The organism is Pseudoclavibacter sp. Marseille-Q434, from assembly GCF_050315415.1.
Taxonomy (GTDB): Bacteria; Actinomycetota; Actinomycetes; order Actinomycetales; family Microbacteriaceae; genus Pseudoclavibacter.
In genome coordinates this window covers 645843-660102 of sequence record NZ_JBNPQH010000002.1, presented here as the reverse complement: position 1 = coordinate 660102, position 14260 = coordinate 645843, and the positions used below count along the sequence as shown (strand labels likewise).

At 67.9% G+C, this 14260-nt stretch carries 12 protein-coding genes; 5 read left to right on the top strand and 7 right to left on the bottom strand.

Translation table 11 applies throughout. The annotated features are described in order from the left end of the window. The first annotated feature begins 42 nt into the window (after positions 1–42). The gene (locus ACQFZP_RS10015) at positions 43–1395 is read left to right on the top strand and encodes an ABC transporter substrate-binding protein (protein WP_104310838.1); all 1353 of its coding nucleotides are present in this window, start codon (positions 43–45) and stop codon (positions 1393–1395) included. Positions 1396–1737: 342 nt separating this feature from the next. Here the strand turns inward: ACQFZP_RS10015 and ACQFZP_RS10010 are convergent, their stop codons facing one another. From ACQFZP_RS10010 to ACQFZP_RS09990, 5 genes are all read right to left on the bottom strand, one after another. Continuing rightward, the gene (locus ACQFZP_RS10010) at positions 1738–2544 is read right to left on the bottom strand and encodes an ABC transporter ATP-binding protein (protein WP_104310839.1); all 807 of its coding nucleotides are present in this window, start codon (positions 2542–2544) and stop codon (positions 1738–1740) included. Continuing rightward, positions 2541–3524 carry an ABC transporter ATP-binding protein gene (locus tag ACQFZP_RS10005; protein WP_307852828.1) on the bottom strand — a complete coding sequence of 328 codons (984 nt, stop codon included), beginning with the start codon at positions 3522–3524 and terminating at the stop codon, positions 2541–2543. Before ACQFZP_RS10005 ends, ACQFZP_RS10010 begins: the two co-directional genes overlap by 4 nt. A gap of 22 nt (positions 3525–3546) precedes the next feature. After that, complete coding sequence (locus ACQFZP_RS10000; protein ID WP_104254485.1) at positions 3547–4527, bottom strand: branched-chain amino acid ABC transporter permease; 981 nt, start codon at positions 4525–4527, stop codon at positions 3547–3549. A 9-nt stretch (positions 4528–4536) separates the two neighbouring features. After that, positions 4537–5811 (bottom strand): branched-chain amino acid ABC transporter permease, encoded by a 1275-nt coding sequence (locus ACQFZP_RS09995; protein WP_104310840.1) that lies wholly within the window; start codon positions 5809–5811, stop codon positions 4537–4539. 452 nt (positions 5812–6263) lie between these two features. Further along, the gene (locus ACQFZP_RS09990; protein ID WP_211891215.1) at positions 6264–7184 is read right to left on the bottom strand and encodes a rhodanese-related sulfurtransferase; all 921 of its coding nucleotides are present in this window, start codon (positions 7182–7184) and stop codon (positions 6264–6266) included. A 79-nt stretch (positions 7185–7263) separates the two neighbouring features. Between ACQFZP_RS09990 and ACQFZP_RS09985 the strand changes: the two genes are divergently transcribed. Next, positions 7264–8196 carry a DNA-3-methyladenine glycosylase family protein gene (locus tag ACQFZP_RS09985; protein WP_211891214.1) on the top strand — a complete coding sequence of 311 codons (933 nt, stop codon included), beginning with the start codon at positions 7264–7266 and terminating at the stop codon, positions 8194–8196. 162 nt (positions 8197–8358) lie between these two features. Beyond that, the gene (locus ACQFZP_RS09980) at positions 8359–8772 is read left to right on the top strand and encodes an Hsp20/alpha crystallin family protein (protein ID WP_104254489.1); all 414 of its coding nucleotides are present in this window, start codon (positions 8359–8361) and stop codon (positions 8770–8772) included. 60 nt (positions 8773–8832) lie between these two features. Here ACQFZP_RS09980 and ACQFZP_RS09975 read toward each other — a convergent pair whose 3' ends face one another. Together ACQFZP_RS09975 and xylA are read right to left on the bottom strand one after the other, a co-directional pair. Further along, a complete protein-coding gene (locus tag ACQFZP_RS09975; RefSeq protein ID WP_211891213.1) occupies positions 8833–10182 on the bottom strand; it encodes an FGGY family carbohydrate kinase in 1350 nt (449 codons plus the stop codon). Positions 10183–10315: 133 nt separating this feature from the next. Continuing rightward, entirely contained in the window at positions 10316–11512 is a 1197-nt protein-coding gene (gene xylA / locus ACQFZP_RS09970; RefSeq protein ID WP_104310844.1) for a xylose isomerase, read from the bottom strand. A 136-nt stretch (positions 11513–11648) separates the two neighbouring features. On the opposite strand from xylA, the gene ACQFZP_RS09965 reads away from it, so the two are divergent. Both ACQFZP_RS09965 and ACQFZP_RS09960 read left to right on the top strand, forming a co-directional pair. Next, on the top strand, positions 11649–12809 hold the full coding sequence (locus tag ACQFZP_RS09965) for an ROK family transcriptional regulator (RefSeq protein WP_104310845.1): 1161 nt from the start codon (positions 11649–11651) through the stop codon (positions 12807–12809). A gap of 165 nt (positions 12810–12974) precedes the next feature. Further along, a complete protein-coding gene (locus ACQFZP_RS09960) occupies positions 12975–14258 on the top strand; it encodes an ABC transporter substrate-binding protein (protein ID WP_104310846.1) in 1284 nt (427 codons plus the stop codon). Positions 14259–14260: the final 2 nt, after the last annotated feature.

Here is a 14260-nt window from a genome sequence, read left to right as displayed (position 1 = left end):
GCTGCGCGGCGCTCGCTCTCTGCTTACGTATAAAGGAGCACCATGAGTAACCTTGCCAAGTCGTCTCCCTCCAGGAAGCTTCGCATCACCACAGGAATCGCCGCCATGAGCGTCGGCGTGTTCATGCTGGCCGCGTGCTCTTCGACGACAGATGGTGGCGAACCAGCCGCGGACGGCGACGCCGCTGCCGCAGTCTGTGGCCCGGACACGGCTGAGACCGTAACCGAGGTCTCGCCCGTCGAAGCCCCGACCGCTCAGGAGCGCTCCGAAGCGCTCAAGATCGGCTCGCTGCTTCCGCAGACCGGAACCCTCGCCTTCCTCGGCCCGCCCGAGATCGCGGGCGTCGACCTCGCCGTCGCCGAGATCAACGCATCGCCGTCCGGCGTGCTCGGCGGCAACATCAGCGTCGTCCACCGCGACTCTGGTGACACGTCGACCGACATCGCCACGCAGTCGGTCACCGACCTCCTCAGCCAGAATGTGTCCGCCATCGTCGGCGCCGCATCGTCCGGCGTCTCGATGACGGTCATCGACCAGATCACCGGCGCGGGCGTCGTGCAGATCTCCCCGGCCAACACGTCGGCCGAGTTCTCCACGTACGCAGACAACGGCTTCTACTTCCGCACCGCCCCCTCGGACATCCTCCAGGGCCGCGTCAACGGGAACACGATCGTCAACGACGGCAACGCATCCGTCGGCATCATCTACCTGAACGACGCGTACGGCTCGGGCCTGTCCGAGAGCATCACCACGGCAGTCGAGGCCGCTGGCGGCGAGGTCGTCGCCTCTGAGGCCTTCAACGAGGGCGACAGCCAGTTCTCGGCACAGATCGACGCCGTCACGGCAGCCGACCCCGACGCGATCGCGCTCGTCGCGTTCGACCAGACGGCGACCATCGTCCCGCAGCTCATCGGCACCAAGGGCTTCCCCGCCGACAAGCTGTACATGGTCGACGGCAACATGGCCGACTACTCCGCTGACTTCGAAGAGGGCACGCTGAACTGCGCCAAGGGCACCATCCCCGGCGTCGTCGCCTCCGACGACTTCCGCGCGAAGCTCCTCGGCATCGACCCCGACCTGAAGGACTACACGTACGGCGCTGAGTCGTACGACGCCGTCATCCTCGCTGCCCTCGCGGCGCAGGCCGGTGGGGCAGCTGACCCGACCACCATCAAGGACAACATGCAGAAGGTCTCCGTCGATGGTGAGAAGTGCACCACCTACGCCGACTGCGTCACGCTCCTCGAAGCTGGCACCGACATCGACTACGACGGCGTCTCCGGCCCGATCTCGTTCGACGAGAACGGCGACCCGTCAGAGGCCACGATCGGCATCTACCAGTACGGCAGCGGCAACACCTACTCCAACATCGGAGAAGAGGCTGGCCAGCTCTAAGCTGACTCGCTGAACGAGGGCCCGGGATGCACGCATCCCGGGCCCTTCCGTGTGCCCAGGAGGTGCATCCGCTCACCCGCCCGTCCGGCCCGCATAGCCTCGGGGCCCGGTGGTGCAGCGCGATTCTTGCGGTCGCTGCCGGTCAAGTGGCCCTTCTGGGGTGCTGGAATGGGCGCTTTGGCTGGCAGCGATCAAAAAGGAGCGCGGGGAGGGGCACTTCGACTGGCAGCGGTGGGGTTCGGTGGGGTGCGCAGAGGCTCGCGGCGCGTACGCAGAAGGGCGGGGAGGTCCCCAGCGCGTCTGCTGGTGGCCTCCCCGCCCGTCTGCGGTGGATGCTGGCGGCTAGTGGGCCGCGTCGCCGTCCTTCGCCTGCTCGTCCGCGGCGAGGGTGCCGAGGTAGAGGGCGATGACCTTCGGGTCGTTGAGCAGCTCGCGGCCGGTTCCCGTGTACGCGTCCTTGCCCTGGTCGAGCACGTAGGCGCGGTCGCAGATCTGCAGGCAGCGGCGTGCGTTCTGCTCGACCATGATGACCGAGACGCCAGCGCGGTTGATCTGGCGCACGCGCAGGAACGTCTCGTCCTGGCGCACTGGTGAGAGGCCCGCGGAGGGCTCGTCGAGCAGCAGCACCGACGGGTCCATCATGAGGGCGCGGGCCATGGCGACCATCTGGCGCTCACCGCCCGAGAGCGAGCTGGCGCGCTGCTTGCGACGCTTCCCCAGCTCGGGGAAGAGGTCGGCGACGAACTCGAAGCGCTCGTTGAAGACCTTGGGCCGCAGGAAGAGCCCCATCTCGAGGTTCTCCTCGATGGTGAGCGACGGGAAGACGTTGTTGTTCTGCGGCACGAGGCCGACGCCCTTGGCGACGAGCTTGTCGGCGCGCAGGCCGGTGATGTCCTCGCCCTTCAGCATGACGCTGCCGCCGCGGATCTTGATCTGCCCGAAGATGGCCTTGAGCACCGTCGACTTGCCGGCTCCGTTGGGGCCGATGATGCCGATGAGCTCACCGGGGTAGGCGTCGATCGAGCATCCGTTGAGGATGTTCACGCCGGGCAGGTAACCGCCGACGAGGTCAATGGTGGACAGAACTGCGTCGCCTCGCGGCGCGGTCGATGCCGGTGCAGCGGATGCGGTGGGCTGCGTCTCGCTCATTTGCCGTCACTCTCCTTCGTCTCGGCCTTGGTCTCGGCGATCTCCTCGGCGATCGAGGTCGTCCCGAGCACCTCGGCCTCGTACTCGGCGGCCGCCTCGACGCCTTGTTCCTCGGCGATGCGCTCGACTTCCAGTTCCTTGATGTCGAGGTCGCCGAGGTCCTGGTCGTGGTGCGCGCCGAGGTACGCGTCGATGACGGCCTGGTCCTTCATGACCGTCTCGGGTGGGCCCTCTGCGACGATCTGGCCCTCGGCCATGACGACGACCCAGTCGGAGATGTTGGTGACCATGTGCATGTCGTGCTCGACGAACAGCACCGTGGTGCCGTCGTTCTTGAGCTCCTTGACGTGGCCGAGCAGCGACTGCACGAGCGCCGGGTTGACGCCGGCCATGGGCTCGTCGAGCATGATGAGCTTGGGGCTGCTCATGAGCGCGCGGGCCATCTCGAGCAGCTTGCGCTGTCCGCCCGAGAGGGACGCCGCGTAGTCCTCGCGCTTCGCGTCGAGCTTGAAGCGAGCAAGGAGCTCGTCTGCCTTCGCCGTGATCTCGGTCTCGCGCTCGCGCCACAGTGGCTTGAAGAGCGCGCGCAGCATGCCCTCGCCGCCCTGCTGGTCGGCGCCGAGCAGCATGTTGTCGAGCACCGTCATGCGGCCGAGCGACTTCGTGAGCTGGAAGGTGCGGACCATGCCGGAGCGCGCCACCTTGAAGGCTGGCACGTTCGCGAGCGAGGTGCCGTCGAACGACCAGGTGCCTGTGTTCGGCTTGTCGAAGCCCGTCAGCAGGTTGAACATGGTCGTCTTGCCGGCGCCGTTCGGACCGATGAGCGCGGTGATCTTGCCGCGCGGGATCTCGAGGTGCTGCACATCCACTGCCGTGTTGCCGCCGAACTGGCGGGTGACGCCGTCGGCGATGACGATCGGGTCGACCTTCTTGCAGCCGGGTCCGACCTTGCCGTCGACGAACTCGTGGGTGGGGAGGATGCCCGCTGGTGGGCTCGTCTGCTCAGGCACTGAAGCTCAGCTCCTTCTTGTTTCCGAAGATGCCCTGGGGTCTGAAGACCACCAGCAGCATGAGCGCGATTCCGACGATGATGAAGCGGAGCTGGGCGCCCTGCGTCATGGAGAGGAAGGTGATCGCCCCGGATTCGATGAGTCCGTTGATCACGCCCTGCGTGAGGGAGAGGACCACCCAGAAGATCATGGCGCCCACGATGGGGCCGAAGATCGTCGCGGCTCCACCGAGGAGCATGATCGTCCAGATGAAGAACGTGAGGCCCGTCGTGTAGTTGGCGGGCTGCACGGCTCTCGGCAGGATGAAGATGATGCCGGCCAGCGAGCCGAGGAGACCTCCCGTGATGAGGGCCTGCATCTTGTAGGCGAAGACGTTCTTGCCGAGGCTGCGCACGGCGTCCTCGTCCTCGCGGATGCCGCGGACCACGCGACCCCAGGGGCTGCGCATGAGGGCCCAGACGAGGAGCGTCGCGAGGAGGACGATGCCCCAGCCGACGATGCGGGTCCACCAGTCGTACGCGTTGTACGTGAAGGGACCGAAGCCGTAGGTGCCGTCCGGGATCGGGTTGATCGCCGCGAAGGTGCCCTTGAAGCCGTTGAGGCCGTTGGCGGCACCCGTGACCGAGGTGAGGCCCGTCGTCGTCACGATGTACCGGAGGATCTCGGCGGAGGCGATCGTCACGATGGCCAGGTAGTCAGCTCGCAGCCGCAGTGTCGGGACGCCCAGGATGAACGAGAAGATCACCGAGACCACGATGACGCACAGCACGGCGGCCCAGAGCGGCCAGCCGAGGCTGATCGTCGGGATCGCGAACGCGTACGCGCCGATCAGCATGTACGCGGCCTGACCGAAGTTGAGGAGGCCGGTGTAGCCGAAGTGGATTCCGAGGCCGATCGCGGCGAGCGCGTAGGCAGCGGTGGTGGGGCTGAGGAGCTCGCCGACGGCGTTGCTCAGGATGTTTGACCAGTCCATGTTCGTCTCCTAGCCGACTCGCTCGCGGCGGCCGAGAATGCCCTGGGGCCTGACGAGCAGGACCAGGATGAGGATGAGGAGCGCCGCCGCGTACTTGAGGTCGGCGGGGATGAAGAGGGTCGAGAGCTCGACGAAGATGCCGACGACGAGCGATCCGACGAGCGCGCCGTACGCGGAGCCGAGGCCACCGAGGGTGACGGCGGCGAACATCAGCAGCAGCACCTGGAAGCCCATGTCCCACGACGACTGGCGGTACAGGGCGAGCATGACGCCGGCGAGGGCGGCGAGGCCACCTGCCGTGGTCCAGACGATGCGGATGATGCGGTCGACGTTGATACCGGATGCGCTCGCGAGCGACGGGTTGTCGGAGACGGCTCTGGTTGCCTTGCCGACCCTGGTGCGGGTCAGGAACAGGGCGACGAGCAGGAGGGTGACGATCGAGATGCCCATGCTCAGCAGCGAGCCTGTCGTGATGCGCACGGGGCCGAACTCGACGGCCCCGCTGAGACCCACGGAGCTCATCGGGAGGATCGCTCCGCCGAAGAACAGCTGGTAGATGTAGCGCAGCGCGAGGCCGAGGCCGATGCTCACGATCATGGCGGGCACGAGGCGCACGCCGCGCTTGCGCAGTGGCTTCCAGAGCGTCGCATCCTGAACCCAGCCGAAGGCCGCGCCGAGGAGGACGACGATGATCATCGCCACGAAGATGTTGAGCCCCATGGAGACGGAGAAGAGCCAGGCCATGAGGCCACCGAACGTGACCAGCTCGCCGTGCGAGAAGTTGTTCAGCCCGGTCGTGCCGAAGATCAGCGTGATGCCGATCGCGCCGAGCGCGATGAGCAGGCCGAAGTTGAGCCCCGCGACGAGGCGCTCGATGAGCTGCGAGCCGAAGTTGCTGCTCTGCCTCGTGTCCTCGCCGAGCGCGAAGAGGCGACCGACGTTGGTCGTCGACCACTCGTCCTCCGTGACCTCGGCCGTCGCCCCGTCTTCGTTGCGGAGGTCCACGCCGTCCGGCAGCGTCTCCGTGTCGAGCGTCACCGTGTAGTTGCCGGGGCCGGGGACGGGGACGCGCCAGCGTCCGTCCTCACCCGACTCCACCGTCTCGGTGTAGCCGTCGCCTTCGACGGTGAGCGAGACGCCCTCGACGGGTTCGCTCTCGAAGTTGAGGATGCCGCTGATCGAGTACGCCGACTCTTCCGGGGGCTCGGACTCCGCGTTTGCGGGTCCGGCCATCGAGAAGACGCCGAGGAACGCGAAGAGCGACATCGCGAGGGCCGCGAGCATTCGGTGCGTTTGGGTGAGCCGGGAACGCCCGGCGGTCGCTGAGCGCGATCCGGCTGGCGGAAGCGGACTGAGGAGAAGGGGCACGGAGTACCTCCAGTGCGAGTCGGGCTGGGCACGACGACTGAACGAGATTCTGGAACTGCTATTGCTGCAAGCGAGGATTCGCCACTCTGCGAATCTACGGATGATTTGTATCGGCAATGTTTCTTTGCCGCTACACACGATAGCGGTGCGGGCGTGCCGCTGTGCGCCGTGAGCCGCCCGAACGCGCAATTTTGTTCTACGTCACCACAAATGTGGCGGTCCGGCGCGTTCCAGTGTGCCGCCGCCGCCAAGATCGGGGATGTCTGAAGATCGCCCACGTGCTCGGCGTGTCACCGACCGGAAGGTGGTCCGTCAAGTCCTCGAGGGGCGACGGATGCGGCCGACTCGGTCCTGGCCCGATCCTCCGGTCAGGAAACCGCCCTGTCTGGGACCGCCGCGAGCTGGTGCTCGGCGCAGAGCAGCTCGTTCGCGCCGCAGTCTTCGCAGGCGACGAAGCGCTCGCGGCACGAGGTGTCGCTGCAGTTCTGCGTGCGGTGCGTGGGCGCCGCGCACTCCCGGCAGCGCCCGAGCTTCTCGGTGTTCGGCCCGAACTCGAGGTGCTCGCGCGCGTCGAAGACGGCGAGCGATCCCTTCCAGAGGCCTTCGTCGCCGAACTGCTCGGCGTAGCGGACGATGCCGCCGTCGAGCTGGTACACCTCGCTGAAGCCGCGCTTCACCATGAGCGCGGAGAGGACCTCGCAGCGCACGCCGCCCGTGCAGTAGGTGACGACGGCCTTCGACTTGAGCTCGTCGTACTTGCCAGACTCGAGCTCGGCGATGAAGTCACGGGTTGTGCCCGTCTCTGGCACGACGGCGCCCTCGAAGCGGCCGATCTGGGCCTCGATGGCGTTGCGTCCGTCGAAGAAGACGACGTCGTCACGTGACTCGACCAGTGCGTGGAGCTCATCAGGCGCGAGGTGGGTGCCGCCGCCGACCACGCCGTGCTCGTCGACCTCCAGTTCCCCGGGCGCCCCGAAGCTCACGATCTCGTCCCGCACCTTGACGCTGAGGCGCGGGAAGTCGAGGCTCTGTCCGTTCTCGTCGAGGCCGGTGCCCTCCGACCACTTGTAGTCGGCGTCCTTGAATGCCGCGTACTCGCGGGTGGTGCGAACGTACCGCTTGAGCGCGTTGAGCTCCCCGCCGAGGGTGCCGTTGATGCCGTCCTTCGAGATCAGGATGCGTCCGCGCAGCCCCAGCGACGCCGCGAGGTCTCGCTGCCAGAGGCGGATCGCCTCCGGATCGGCGAGGGGCGCGAAGGCGTAGTAGAGCACGATCTTGGGGACAGCCATGCGGTCGATTTTAGGTGAGCGGCGGGGCTCCGAGCGTCGAGGGGGCGCGGATGTCGGTGGGTCTGCGTACCCTTGCCGCATGCCAGATCGGGTCATGACGCTCTATCGGCCGGTGCTGCCGGTCGATGTCGTGCAGACCCTGTCGCCGCTCATGCGGGGCAGGCGCGACCCGACCTGCTGGATGCACCCGGTCTCGAGGGACGTGTGGCGCACGTCGCACGCGTTCGCGGGTGGGGCGACGACTGTCTTCCGGCAGGCGCGGGACGGGGTCCGCATCGTGTCGTGGGGCGAGGCCGCCGAGATCGCGGTCGACGAAGCCCCGGTCCTCCTTGGTCGCGATGACGACTGGAGCGAGCTGCGCCTCGAGGCGCTTCCCGAGCTGGCGGATGTGCGGCGTCGCAACGAGGGGCTGCGGCTTCCGAAGTCGGGGGCGGTGTTCGAGGCGCTCAGTGCCGCCATCATCGAGCAGAAGATCACGGGCCTCGAGGCGCATCGAGCGTGGGACATCCTGCACCGCGACTACGCGGGTGCCGCGCCCGGCCCGGCCGGCCTCGTGCCGCGCCACCTGCGGCTTCCGCTCACACCGGAGCAGTGGCGGCGCATCCCGAGCTGGGACTGGCATCGGGCGGGCGTCGACCACTCCCGGACGGGTACGGTCATCCGCTCCGCGACGGTCGCGTCGGCGCTGGAGCGCACGGCGAGCCTGCCAACCGGGTCTGAGGAGCCATTGCGCCGCCTCCGCTCGATCGTCGGCGTCGGCGTGTGGACGGCAAACGAGACCGTGCAGCGCTCACACGGTGACCCGGACGCGCCGAGCTTCAGCGACTACCACATCCCCAACATGGTGGGGTGGGCGCTCGCGGGCTGCGACGTCGACGACGACGGCATGCGGGAGCTGCTCGAGCCGTGGCGGGGGCATCGCGAGCGGGTCGTGCGCCTCATCAAGCTGGCTGGCAACCCGCGCCCGAAGCACGGCGCGCGCATGACCGTGCAGGACCACCGCTTCCACTGACGGGGGTCGTTCGCCCACGGCTGACGCGGTTTTCAGCAAACTTTCTGGCACTCGGCCTGGTCGAGTGCTAATTTTTCTGAGCAAGGAAGTTGACACCAGTCGACTCAAGTTCACCGCAGTCGCTCACGATCGTGAGGGTGCGTACAAGGAAGGGAAAACGACATGGCACGCGTCTTCGATCCGTTCCAGGAGATGGAACGACTTTTCCAGGGAGCACCGAACAGTCCGCGTTCGATGCCCATCGACCTCTACCGTGAGGCCGACCACTACATCCTCACCGCCGACCTGCCCGGCATCGACCCCAGCTCGATCGACGTCGACCTCGACGGCCAGCAGCTCACGATCCGCGCCGAGCGCAGCACCGTGAACGCCGAGGGTGCCAAGTGGCTCGTGCGTGAGCGCAACGGCGGCAGCTACCTGCGCCAGTTCACGCTCGGCCAGGGCCTCGACACCGAGCGCATCGCCGCGAGCTACGAGCACGGCGTGCTGACCGTGACGGTTCCCGTCAGCGAGCGCGCGAAGCCGCGCAAGATCGAGATCGAGACCGGCACGAAGGTCGAGACCATCCAGGCGTAGCCGACAGGCGACGCAGCAGAAGGGGGCAGTGCGATCTCGCACTGCCCCCTTCGCGATGTCTCAGACGGAACGCAGGCCCTTGCCTGACTCCTCGGAGTCCCGCGCGAGCTCCGCGGCCGCCGCGAACCGGGCTCGAAGCGCCGCATCAGGCGCCGGCTCCAGGTGGGCGATGGTCTCGACGGGAACCTCGAAGAGGGTCGGGGCGACGGCGCGCACGCCCTCGCTCAGAGCGGCGCCGCCGATGAGCATGACGCGCTTCGCGTCGACGCCGAGCGCGCGGTGCGCATCGAGGGCCTGTGCGAGGCTGCCGAGCATGCCCTCGACCGCGGCGCGGGCGAGGTTCTCGCGTGTGAAGGATCCACGCGTCATGCCGAGCAGGGATGCTGTCGCGTCCGGCAGGTCGGGAGTGCGTTCGCCGTCGAGGTACGGCACGAACGCGAGCCCGCCGGAGCCCACGGGGGCGGACGCGGCCAGCCGGCCGAACTCCGCGTGGTCCACGCCGAGCACGGTTGCGGTCGTGTCGATGACGCGCGCCGCGTTGAGCGTGGCGGACAGGGGAAGGAACTCGCCCGTCGCGTCGGCGAATCCCGCAAGACCGCCGTTCGGGTCGACAACCGGCCGCTCGGCGACCGAGAACACGGTGCCGGAGGTGCCGATGGAGACGACCACGTCGCCGGCGCGGGCGTTGAGACCGAGCGCGGCACCCGCGTTGTCACCGGCTCCCGCGGCGACGAGCACGCCAGCCGGGGTCTTGCCGGCGACCTCGGACGGGCCGAGCACGCGCGGGAGGATGACGTCGTGGCCGAGCGCCGCGACGAGCAGCTCGCGGTCGTAGTCGCCGGTGAACGGTGACCAGTAGCCGGTTCCGGAAGCGTCGGAGCGGTCGGTCGTGAGCTTCGTCAGGTCGGGGCCGAGGGGGCTCTCGTCGGCGGGGCCGTAGCCGAGGAGCCGCCACGTGAGCCAGTCGTGGGGGAGTGCGACGGCGGCGACACGCGCGGCGTTCTGTGGCTCGGCATCCCGAAGCCAGCGGAGCTTCGTGATGGTGAAGGAGGCGACCGGCACGAGGCCTGTGCGCTCGACGAGCGTCTCCTGCCCGAACTCCGCGATGAGGTCACGGGCGGCAGCCGCGCTGCGCGTGTCGTTCCAGAGCAGCGCGTCGCGCACGACGTGGCCATCGGCGTCGAGCGCGACCATGCCGTGCTGCTGGCCGGCGACGGACAGCGCTGCGACGTCCTCGAGCCCGCCAGCCGCTGCGGTCGCGTCCTGGACGGCGGCCCACCAGTTCTCCGGGTCCACCTCCGTGCCGGGGGCGTGCGACGCGCGACCCTGGCGGATGAGCTCGCCCGTCACGGCGTCCCGGATGACGAGCTTGCAGCTCTGCGTACTCGAGTCGAAGCCGGCGACGAGCATGGTGGTCTGCTTTCTGTAGTGCTGGGGTGGGGTGCACGACAGAGCTGGGGCGGATGCATGCGCGTCGTTGGACGTGCGTGCATCCGCCACAGCTCTGTCAGGGGGACGGGGAGTCCGTGGGGCGAGGGCGGGACTAGCCGCGGGCGCCCATGAGGTGCTCGAGTGCGAGCTGCTGCAGGCGCACGAAGCCGAAGCCCTTGCCGTTGAAGTAGGCGTTCGCGTCGAAGTCCTCGTATGCGGAGCGGTCGGCGAGGAAGTCGTCGTACGTCTCGCCCTCGCCGAGCGTGTTGGTGGAGAGCTCGTCGACGCGGGACGCCGCGAGAGCCTCCTGCACCTCGGGGTCGGCGCGGAATGCCGCCGCGCGCTCCTTGAGGAGCAGGTAGGTGCGCATGTTCGCCGCTGCCGACTCCCACACGCCCGTTTCGTCCTCGGTGCGCGAGGGCTTGTAGTCGAAGTGGCGCGGGCCCGTGTAGGTCTGGCCGCCGTTGGGGCCGCCGTTCTCGAGCAGGTCGACGAGCGCGAACGCGTTCTGCAGGTCGCCGTGACCGAACACGAGGTCCTGGTCGTACTTGATGCCGCGCTGGCCGTTGAGGTCGATGTGGAACAGCTTGCCCTGGTAGAGGGCCTGCGCGATGCCGGCGGCGAAGTTGAGGCCTGCCATCTGCTCATGTCCGACTTCAGGGTTCACGCCGACGAGCTCTGGACGCTCGAGCGTCTCGATGAACGCGAGGGCGTGGCCGACCGTGGGGAGGAGGATGTCGCCGCGGGGCTCGTTCGGCTTCGGCTCGATGGCGAAGCGGATGTTGTAGCCCTTGTCGGTGACGTAGTCGCCGAGCAGGTTGACGGCCTCGCGGTAGCGCTCGAGGGCCTGGCGGATGTCCTTCGCGGAGTCGTACTCGGCGCCTTCACGGCCGCCCCACATGACGAACGTCTCGGCGCCGAGCGAGGCGGCGAGGTCGAGGTTGCGGAGCACCTTGCGCAGCGCGAAGCGGCGCACGTCGCGGTCGTTCGACGTGAAGCCGCCGTCCTTGAAGACGGGGGCGGAGAAGAGGTTCGTGGTGACCATGGGAACGACGAGGCCCGTCGCATCCAGGGCGCCGCGCAGGCGAGAGATCTGGGAGTCGCGCACCTCGTCGGTGGATCCGAACGGGAAGAGGTCGTCGTCGTGGAACGTGAGTCCGTAGGCGCCGGCCTCGGCGAGCTTCTCGACGACGTGCACGACGTCGAGGTCGGCGCGCGTCGGGCCGCCGAACGGGTCGGTGCCGTTGTAGCCGACGGTCCACAGACCGAACGAGAACTTGTCTGCGGGGGTGGGGGCTGGCGTGGACATGGTCCTCCTGGTTCGACGTTGAACAAAATTGTTGCCGTCGCCAACATATATGTTCGCGGCCGAGATCGCCACCCTCGGAGCGTCCCGAGGGTGTCTCGAGTGCGAGCCGGGCTCGGCGCGGGGCTAAGCTCGCGCAATGAACGACGCGCTACCCGCCTCATTCGAGTCGTGGCCCGAGCTCGGTGAGACGCAGGGGGTCATCCTGCTCGAGCTCCTCCTCGGCGGTCCAAGGTCGCGTGCCCGGCTTGCCGAGGCGGCGGGCCTCTCGCGCACGAGCCTGACCCGCATCGCCAGGGACCTGATCGAGACGGGCCTGCTCGGCGAGGGGGAGCTGCAGCCCTCCGGCCACCGCGGGCGCCCCTCCGAGAGCCTGTTCCTGCGTCCGGAGCGTGCCCACTTCGTCGGCGTGAAGCTCACGGGTGAGGCCGCGTACGTCGTGATCACCGACCTCACGGCGCAGGTCGTCGCGAAGGTGTCTGCTCCGCTTCCGAATCGGTCGGTGGATGCGGTGGTCGCGCTCGTCGCCGGGCTGGTCGCGGACGTGTCCGTCGGCTTCCCGCTCGTCGCGGCGATCGGCATCGGCGTGGCGGGCGATGTCTCGAACGTGGGCGGCGTCGAGGTGCTGCACCGCTCGAACTTCCTCGGCTGGGACGGGATCGCGCTGTCTCGCCTGGTCGCGGAGGCCACGGGCCTGCCGACGTCCATGTCGAACGACGTGCACGCGCTCGCGGCCTCCCTCCATTGGTTCGGCGGCCTCGGAGCGCATCGATCGCTCGTCGTCTACGGCCTCGGCGCAGGCATCGGAAGCGGGCTCGTCGTCGCGAACGACGCGGCGCCTGGTGCCCACGGCCGTGCCGGTCGCATCGGCCACAGTCGGATGCCGGGCAGCGGTGTGACGTGTGCCAAGGGGCACCAGAACTGCATCCACAGCTTCGTGACCATGCCTGCTATCGAGGCCAACGCCGGCGTCGATCCTGGGCAGTACGAGCTTGCCCTGCAGCGCGCTCGGGCGGGTGACGAGCGGGCGCTCTCGGCCTTCCGCAGCGCGTCGTTCGCGCTCGGTGTCGCCGTCGCCGAATCCGTGAACACCGTCGATCCGGAGATCGTCGCGATCATGGGCGAGGGGCGCCACATGCTCGACCTCGCGCCGGATGATTTCGTCTCGGCCGCGACGGAGTACCTGGAGCAGGTCGACTTCTCGCAGGTCAGGATCGAGCGCCCTGACTTCCACTTCGACAGCTACGCGCAGGGTGCCGCCGTCGTGGCCATCCGGAGGTTGCTCACCTCGCGAACCTAATTTGTTTCACTGCTTGACAAAAACATTGCGGTGACTTCAAACTGGTGCCCGTCGGACCCAAAGGAAGTGTCCGTCACGTCAGTTCGAGGCACTCGGTTCGGAGGGCTGGCGTCAAATCGTCGGCCCCCGCCGACGCGTCTGCAGGAAGAACAAAGGAGTTCACTCATGCGAAAGAAATGGGCAGCCGCGGCCGTGATCGCGGTCAGCAGCCTGGCGCTGGCTGGCTGCAGTCCAAGCGCTCCTGAAGGCGACGGAGTCCTGACGCTCTGGCACTTCGAGGCGGAGAACAGCGCGATGGGCATCGCCTGGGACGAGGCGATCAAGGTCTTCGAAGAGGAGACGGGTGCGACCGTCGAGTTCGAGGAGAAGAGCTTCGAGCAGATCCGCCAGACCGCAAGCCAGGTCCTCAACTCGGACCAGGCGCCGGACATCCTCGAGTACACGAAGGGCAATGCCACGGCCGGTCTCCTCGCCAGCCAGGGCCTGCTCACCCCCATCACCGAATCCGTCGAGGAATACGGCTGGGCAGACAAGCTCGCGCCCGCACTGCAGACCACTGCGCGCTACAGCGAAGACGGGGTCATGGGATCCGGCGAGTGGTACGGCGTGCCGAACTACGGCGAGTTCGTCACCGTCTACTACAACAAGGCGGCGTTCGCCGAGCAGGGCATCGAGGTGCCCACGACGATGGCCGAGTTCGAAGGCGCACTCAAGACCTTCGCGGATGCGGGCATCACGCCGCTCGCGCAGGCAGGCCTCGAGTACCCCCTCGGTCAGCTCTGGTACCAGTTCCTCCTGCAGGAATCCGACCGCGACTTCGTCAACGACTACCAGCTCTACGAAGGCGAAGTCGACTGGCAGAGCGACGCGATGAAGAACGCGACCGACAAGGTCGTCGAGTACGTCGATGCCGGCTACATCTCCCCGAACGCCTCCGGGCTCAAGGCCGAGGACGCGGGAGTCTCGTTCATCAACGGCGACGCACCCATCTTCGTGTCCGGCAGCTGGTGGTACGGGCGGTTCGCCGACGAGATCTCGGGCTTCGACTGGGGCATCGTGCCGTTCCCCGAGACCGAGCTAAGCCTCGGCTCGGCCGGCAACATGTGGGTCGTGCCAGCGGCGGCCGGGGACCCCGACCTCGCCACGCAGTTCATCGAGATCACCATGCGCCCCGAGATCCAGGCGCTCATCGGCAACAACGGCGGCCTCCCCGTCGCCGCCAACGTCGACGACATCACCGACCCGAAGAGCCAGGAGCTCATCTCGGCCTTCAACGACATCAACGAGAAGGACGGGCTGGCGTTCTACCCGGACTGGCCGACCCCGACCTTCTACGACGAGCTCGTCGCGCAGCTCCAGGAGCTCGTGAACAAGACGAAGACCTCGGATGAGGTCCTCGACAGCCTCGGCCAGTCGTACGACTCGTACGCGGTCGACTTCCGCGAGTAATC

Excerpts from the sequence above, each read along its gene's own strand:
- ACQFZP_RS09980 (WP_104254489.1), top strand. The coding sequence starts at position 8,359 with ATGGCACGCGTCTTCGATCCGTTCCAGGAGATGGAACGACTTTTCCAG.
- xylA (WP_104310844.1), bottom strand. The coding sequence starts at position 11,512 with ATGTCCACGCCAGCCCCCACCCCCGCAGACAAGTTCTCGTTCGGTCTG.
- ACQFZP_RS09960 (WP_104310846.1), top strand. The coding sequence starts at position 12,975 with ATGCGAAAGAAATGGGCAGCCGCGGCCGTGATCGCGGTCAGCAGCCTG.
- ACQFZP_RS09975 (WP_211891213.1), bottom strand. The coding sequence starts at position 10,182 with ATGCTCGTCGCCGGCTTCGACTCGAGTACGCAGAGCTGCAAGCTCGTC.
- ACQFZP_RS10015 (WP_104310838.1), top strand. The coding sequence starts at position 43 with ATGAGTAACCTTGCCAAGTCGTCTCCCTCCAGGAAGCTTCGCATCACC.
- ACQFZP_RS09985 (WP_211891214.1), top strand. The coding sequence starts at position 7,264 with ATGCCAGATCGGGTCATGACGCTCTATCGGCCGGTGCTGCCGGTCGAT.
- ACQFZP_RS09990 (WP_211891215.1), bottom strand. The coding sequence starts at position 7,184 with ATGGCTGTCCCCAAGATCGTGCTCTACTACGCCTTCGCGCCCCTCGCC.
- ACQFZP_RS10010 (WP_104310839.1), bottom strand. The coding sequence starts at position 2,544 with ATGAGCGAGACGCAGCCCACCGCATCCGCTGCACCGGCATCGACCGCG.
- ACQFZP_RS09965 (WP_104310845.1), top strand. The coding sequence starts at position 11,649 with ATGAACGACGCGCTACCCGCCTCATTCGAGTCGTGGCCCGAGCTCGGT.
- ACQFZP_RS10000 (WP_104254485.1), bottom strand. The coding sequence starts at position 4,527 with ATGGACTGGTCAAACATCCTGAGCAACGCCGTCGGCGAGCTCCTCAGC.
- ACQFZP_RS09995 (WP_104310840.1), bottom strand. The coding sequence starts at position 5,811 with ATGCTCGCGGCCCTCGCGATGTCGCTCTTCGCGTTCCTCGGCGTCTTC.